The organism is Amycolatopsis sp. SID8362 (assembly GCF_010550475.1).
GTDB classification, from domain to species: Bacteria; Actinomycetota; Actinomycetes; order Mycobacteriales; family Pseudonocardiaceae; genus Amycolatopsis; species Amycolatopsis eburnea.
In genome coordinates this window covers 1-4989 of sequence record NZ_JAAGNB010001016.1, presented here as the reverse complement: position 1 = coordinate 4989, position 4989 = coordinate 1, and the positions used below count along the sequence as shown (strand labels likewise).

7 protein-coding genes are annotated in these 4989 nt (G+C 72.3%); 4 read left to right on the top strand and 3 right to left on the bottom strand.

Going from position 1 to position 4989, the window contains the following annotated elements; genetic code table 11:
• The coding region (gene glp, locus G3I65_RS32010) for a gephyrin-like molybdotransferase Glp (protein ID WP_160699408.1) at positions 1-842 on the top strand (842 nt) is incomplete at its 5' end.
• Here glp and G3I65_RS32005 read toward each other — a convergent pair.
• Positions 796-2049 carry an MFS transporter gene (locus G3I65_RS32005; RefSeq protein ID WP_160699407.1) on the bottom strand — a complete coding sequence of 418 codons (1254 nt, stop codon included), beginning with the start codon at positions 2047-2049 and terminating at the stop codon, positions 796-798. The genes glp and G3I65_RS32005 overlap by 47 nt on opposite strands.
• Positions 2046-2606 (bottom strand): helix-turn-helix domain-containing protein, encoded by a 561-nt coding sequence (locus tag G3I65_RS32000; protein ID WP_160699406.1) that lies wholly within the window; start codon positions 2604-2606, stop codon positions 2046-2048. The genes G3I65_RS32005 and G3I65_RS32000 overlap by 4 nt, the downstream gene beginning before the upstream one ends.
• 72 nt (positions 2607-2678) lie before the next feature.
• Here G3I65_RS32000 and G3I65_RS31995 point away from each other — a divergent pair, with 72 nt between their 5' ends.
• Entirely contained in the window at positions 2679-2963 is a 285-nt protein-coding gene (locus G3I65_RS31995; RefSeq protein ID WP_160699405.1) for a GlsB/YeaQ/YmgE family stress response membrane protein, read from the top strand.
• A 39-nt stretch (positions 2964-3002) separates the two neighbouring features.
• On the opposite strand, the gene G3I65_RS31990 is transcribed toward G3I65_RS31995, so the two are convergent.
• Positions 3003-3218 carry a hypothetical protein gene (locus G3I65_RS31990; RefSeq protein ID WP_160699404.1) on the bottom strand — a complete coding sequence of 72 codons (216 nt, stop codon included), beginning with the start codon at positions 3216-3218 and terminating at the stop codon, positions 3003-3005.
• 257 nt (positions 3219-3475) lie between these two features.
• On the opposite strand from G3I65_RS31990, the gene G3I65_RS31985 reads away from it, so the two are divergent.
• Together G3I65_RS31985 and pssA are read left to right on the top strand one after the other, a co-directional pair.
• Positions 3476-4201: a phosphatidylserine decarboxylase gene (locus tag G3I65_RS31985; protein WP_125308058.1), complete on the top strand. Its 726-nt coding sequence runs from the start codon at positions 3476-3478 to the stop codon at positions 4199-4201.
• Positions 4202-4204: 3 nt separating this feature from the next.
• Positions 4205-4989 (top strand): CDP-diacylglycerol--serine O-phosphatidyltransferase (pssA, locus tag G3I65_RS31980; RefSeq protein ID WP_160699403.1); only part of this gene is annotated, 785 nt, incomplete at its 3' end.

The window sequence follows — 4989 nt, the reverse complement described above, 5'->3', positions numbered from 1 at the left end:
TGACGATCTCGGCGCCCGCCCGCGAGGGCGCGCACATCCGGCGGACCGGCGAAGACGTCGTCGCGGACAGCGTCGCCCTGCACGCCGGGACCGTGCTGGGCCACTCCCAGCTCGGCCTCGCGGCCGCGGTCGGGCTGGCCGAGGTGCGGGTGCACCGGCCGCTGCGGGTGCTGGTCGCCTCGACCGGCACCGAGCTGGTCGACGCGCCCGCCCCGCTGCGCCACGGCCAGATCTACGAGTCCAACAGCGTGATGCTGGCCGCGGCGATCCGCGCGCTCGGCTGCGAGGTCGACGTCGTCCGCAGCGTGGTCGACGACGTCGAGGAGTTCCGCAAGGTCATCGAGCCGAAGCTGGCCGACGCCGACCTGCTGGTGACGTCCGGCGGCGTCAGCGCGGGTGCCTACGAGGTGGTGAAGGACGCGCTGACCGGCCAGGGCGTCGAGTTCGCCAAGATCGCGATGCAGCCGGGCGGGCCGCAGGGCTGCGGGCGCTGGCAGGGCGTGCCGGTGGTGACGCTGCCCGGCAACCCGGTCAGCGTGCTGGTGTCCTTCGAGGCGTTCCTGCGCCCGGCGCTGCTGACGGCCATGGGCCACACCGACGTCTCGCGGCGGCGCGTGCGGGCCCGGCTGACGGAGGAGATGTCCTCGCCCGCCGGGCGCCGGCAGTACCGCCGCGGCGTGTTCACGCCGTCCGAGCGCGAAGTCACCGGCATCGTCGGGCCGCGCGGCGGGCCGGGCTCGCACCTGCTGGCCGCGTTCACGCAGGCCAACTGCCTGATCGTGCTGCCGGAGGACGTCACGTCGGCAGCGGTCGGGCAAGAGGTGGACGTCCTGCTGCTCTGACCGGGAAGTCCCGCAGCTTCCAGTACGGCGCCAGCAGCGGCAGCGCGACGATCGACACCCCCGCGGCGCACCAGAGCGTCTCGCGGGTTCCGATGACCTCGCCCAGCACGCCGCCCAGGACCCCGGCCAGCGGGATCGACCCGTAGTTGACGAGTGACGTGCTGGAGTTGACCCGGCTGAACAGCTCGGGCGGGCAGTACTGCTGCCGGAACGTCGTGACCAGCACGTTGCCGGCGACGACACCGACGCACACACCGAACTCCGCGAGCACGAACAGCGTCAGGCCCCAGCCGGGGCCGCTCAACGGACCGAGCAGCAGCATCGGGGCCGCGACGATCTCGCACAGCAGCCACGCGCGCGCGGCGCCGAAGCGGGCGGCGAGCCGTCCGGCCAGAGCCGCGCCGAGCACGCCGCCGGAGGCGGCCGTGGCCAGTACCAGCCCGACCAGGCCGGGCGCGGCGCCGAGCGTGCGGGACAGGAACACGATCTGGATGGCCTGGTAGCCGGCGAGGGCGAGGTTGGAGACGGCGCCGAAGGTCATCAACGACCGCAGGTACCGGTCGCCGGCGACGAACCGCAGCCCTTCGGCGATCTGGCTGCGCAACGGCGTCCGGACGGGCGGGACGACGGTCTCGCGCACCCGGATCGCCCGCACGCACAGCACGGAGACGCCGAAGCTGACCGCGTCCGCGAGGATGCCGCTGACCGGGCCGAACGCCTGCGCCAGCAGCCCGGCCAGGCCGGGTCCGGCGACCTGCGTCGCGGACTCGCTGCCCTGCAGCTTGGCGTTGGCCTCGAGGAGTTCGCCGGGGGCGACCAGCACCGGCAGGTAGGCCCGGTAGGCGAGGGTGAAGAAGACCTTCGCGATGCCGCCGAGCAGCGCGGCGGCGAGCAGGTACGGCATGGTCAGCGCGCCGAGGACGGCCGCGAGCGGGACGCTGCCGAACACCGCCATCGACACCGTGTTGCAGAGCAGCATGACCGGCCGCTTCGGCAGCCGGTCGACCCAGGCACCGGCGGGCAGGCCCACCAGGAGCCACGGCAGCCAGGCCACCGCCGTCAGGAGCGCGACCTCGAAGGTGCTCGCCCGCAGCGTGACCACCGCGACCAGCGGCAACGCCGTGCTCGCGACCATGCTGCCGAGCATGCTGGTCGTCTCGCCGGTCCAGAGCAGCCGGAAGTCCCTGTTCCCCCAGAGCCCCTTCACGGCTTGCCCAGCGAAGCCCGTGCGGCGAAGAAGACCGGACGGCGCTCGACGCCGTCACCGGGTTCGGTGCGGTTCTCGAACTCGCCGATCATCAGGAAGATCCGCTCGTTGAGCTCGTCGAGCTCCTCGCGCGAGAGCCGCACCCAGGTGTCGATGCTGAACGGGCCGCCGCGCCAGTGTTCGGGGTAGGTGTCCCGGTTGGCGATCCATTCGCGGGCGACCGCCGTCTGGTGGTCGAGCACGAGGACCTCGGCGGCTTCGGCGACCGGGTCGCCGGGGAAGTCGGCCGCGGCCCACCGCAGGGTCTTCGCACTGCGCTTCCACCAGCGTTCCCGCTGGTCACGGGCCAGTTCGGGGGCCTCTTCGACCAGTTTCGCCGCGGCCAGCACCTTCATGTGGTGGCTCACGTTGCCGACCGCCTGCTCGGTCTTCGCGGCCAGCATCGACGCGGTCGCGGGGCCGTCGAGGTGGAGCAGCTCCAGGAGCCGGCGGCGCAGCTGGTGCGACATGGCCGCCAGCACCTTCGAATCCCGGATCTCCCGGATGTCGTCGCTCATGACGCACAAGAGTAGTTGTACAAGACCTCTTGCGCAATGGCTCTTGTGCGTCCGCTCGCGTAAGCTCCCGGCATGGGCTTCGTCGCATGGGTCATCTTCGGCGCGATCGTCGGCTGGGCCGCCAACCTGGTCGTCGGCGGCCGGGAGCGGCGCCGGCAGGGCTGCCTGGTCAGCGTGCTCGTCGGCGTGGTCGGGGCGGCCCTCGGCGGGCTGGTCTACCGGCTCGCGACCGGCCAGTCGAAGACGTTCGACTTCGACTTCCCCAGCTTCGGCGTGGCCGTCCTGGGCGCTGTCGCGCTGCTGGCGATCCTGCGGCTCGTGAGCGGGCTCGGCCGACGTCCGAGTGACCGTTGGTAACTTTTGCCGGACGAATCGTGATCGACAGGCCTTCGGCCGTTAGACTGCTTCGTCACGCGCATTACCCGGTGGCCGGGTGCATGCGCCGTCGGGGGGCGGATGCACCCGGCCCCCATTTTCCTTCGCTTCGATGACGACGTCGACGGCGCGCACCGGGTCCACCAAAGACGGCAGCGGCACTTCGTCGATCTCCGCGCGCCACGCGCCGAGCAGCTCGACGAGGCGGACGTGGGCCGGATCGCGGTGGTCGGTCATCGTCCCCTCACCGGGTCGGGCGGGGTGCTCGGCAGCGCCCCGAACGGCATCAACTACTTAGAGTTATCGGCGGAATCGACCTTGCGTTACCGGGATGGGGTGGCTCCCACCCGTCGCGGTGACCCCCTCGCGGAGGAGCCACCGAGGGGGATGCGGACACGCTCACCTGGGGCAGCGGTAGCGTGGTGGCGCCCGTACGCGGCCGCCGGACCACCGGCGCCGACAGTTCTTCCGACACGAAACCAGGGGACCCGACCATGAGCGGCACCCGGCCGGAGCCCGCCGGCAACCCAGTCGCGCACGCCGTGCAGCTCGCCCGTGAAACGCTGCCCCCGATGCACCCCGCGGGCCGCCCGTTCGTGGCGGGCGGGGCCGTCGCGACGCTGGTCGCCCGCCGGTTCTCCAAGCGCCTCGGTGTCGTCGGCGCGCTCGCGACCGTGGCGATGGCCGCGTTCTTCCGCGAGCCGAAGCGGGTCCCGCCGCCGCGTGACGGCGTCGCGCTGGCCTCGGCCGACGGCCTGGTGTCGCTGATCGAGGAAGCCGTCCCGCCCGCCGAGCTGGGCCTGCCCGCCGAGCCGCGGATGCGCGTGTCGGTGTTCCTCTCGGTGTTCGACGTGCACGTCCAGCGCGTGCCGGCGAACGGCGTGATCGAGCGGGTCGCCTACCGGCCCGGCAAGTTCCTCTCCGCCGACCTGGACAAGGCCAGCGACGACAACGAACGCAACTCCGTGCTGATGCGCACCGAAGACGGCCACGAGCTCGTCGTCGTGCAGATCGCCGGGCTGGTCGCGCGCCGCATCCTCTGCGAGATCCGCGAGGGCGACAAGGTCGGCGCCGCCGCGACCTACGGCATCATCCGCTTCGGCTCGCGGGTCGACCTCTACCTCCCGCCGGGCTCGACGGTGCTGGTCAGCAAGGGCCAGCGCACGATCGGCGGCGAAACCGTGATCGCCGAACTCCCTGCCGCGCCTGCGAAAGGCTGATCGATGGTCCGCGTGACCACCCCGGGCGTCCGGTTGCTGCCGAACGCCATCACGGTGCTGGCGCTGTGCGCGGGCCTCTCGGCCGTGCAGTTCGCGCTGACGAAGAACTACGCGATGGCGATCGCCTCGATCGGCATCGCCGCGGTGCTCGACAGCCTGGACGGCCGGATCGCGCGGCTCTTGGACGCGACGTCGAAGATGGGCGCCGAGCTGGACTCGCTGTCCGACGGCATCTCGTTCGGCGTGGCCCCGGCGCTGGTCATCTACGTCTGGCAGACCGGCGCGGACCGGATCGGCTGGGTGGCGTCGCTGATCTTCGCCGTCTGCATGATCCTGCGCCTCGCGCGGTTCAACACGCTGCTGGACGACACCGAGCAGCCGCCGTACGCGAGCGAGTTCTTCGTCGGCGTCCCGGCGCCCGCGGGCGGCCTGCTCGCGATGCTGCCGCTGGTGGCGTACCTGCAGTGGGGCGAGGGCTGGTGGTCCTCGCAGTACGTCGTGTGGGCGTGGACGGTCGCCATCGCGGCGCTGCTGATCAGCCGCATCCCGACGCTGTCGCTGAAGACGGTCAAGGCGCCGGCCAAGGCGATCGCCCCGCTGCTGCTCGGCGTGGCCCTGCTGGCCGCGGCGATCATCCAGTTCCCGCTGGTCGCGCTGATCGTGGCGATGGTGCTGTACCTGGCGCACATCCCGTACTCGGTCTACCGGCACCGCTGGCTGGCCGCGCACCCGGAGGCCTGGACGGTCCCGCCGCGCGAGCGCCGCGCGATCCGCCGGGCCCGCTCGAC

What these genes read in the sequence shown, in the direction of transcription:
- G3I65_RS32000 (WP_160699406.1), bottom strand. Translation starts at nt 2,606, where the DNA reads ATGAGCGACGACATCCGGGAGATCCGGGATTCGAAGGTGCTGGCGGCC.
- G3I65_RS31995 (WP_160699405.1), top strand. Translation starts at nt 2,679, where the DNA reads ATGGGCTTCGTCGCATGGGTCATCTTCGGCGCGATCGTCGGCTGGGCC.
- G3I65_RS31990 (WP_160699404.1), bottom strand. Translation starts at nt 3,218, where the DNA reads ATGACCGACCACCGCGATCCGGCCCACGTCCGCCTCGTCGAGCTGCTC.
- G3I65_RS31985 (WP_125308058.1), top strand. Translation starts at nt 3,476, where the DNA reads ATGAGCGGCACCCGGCCGGAGCCCGCCGGCAACCCAGTCGCGCACGCC.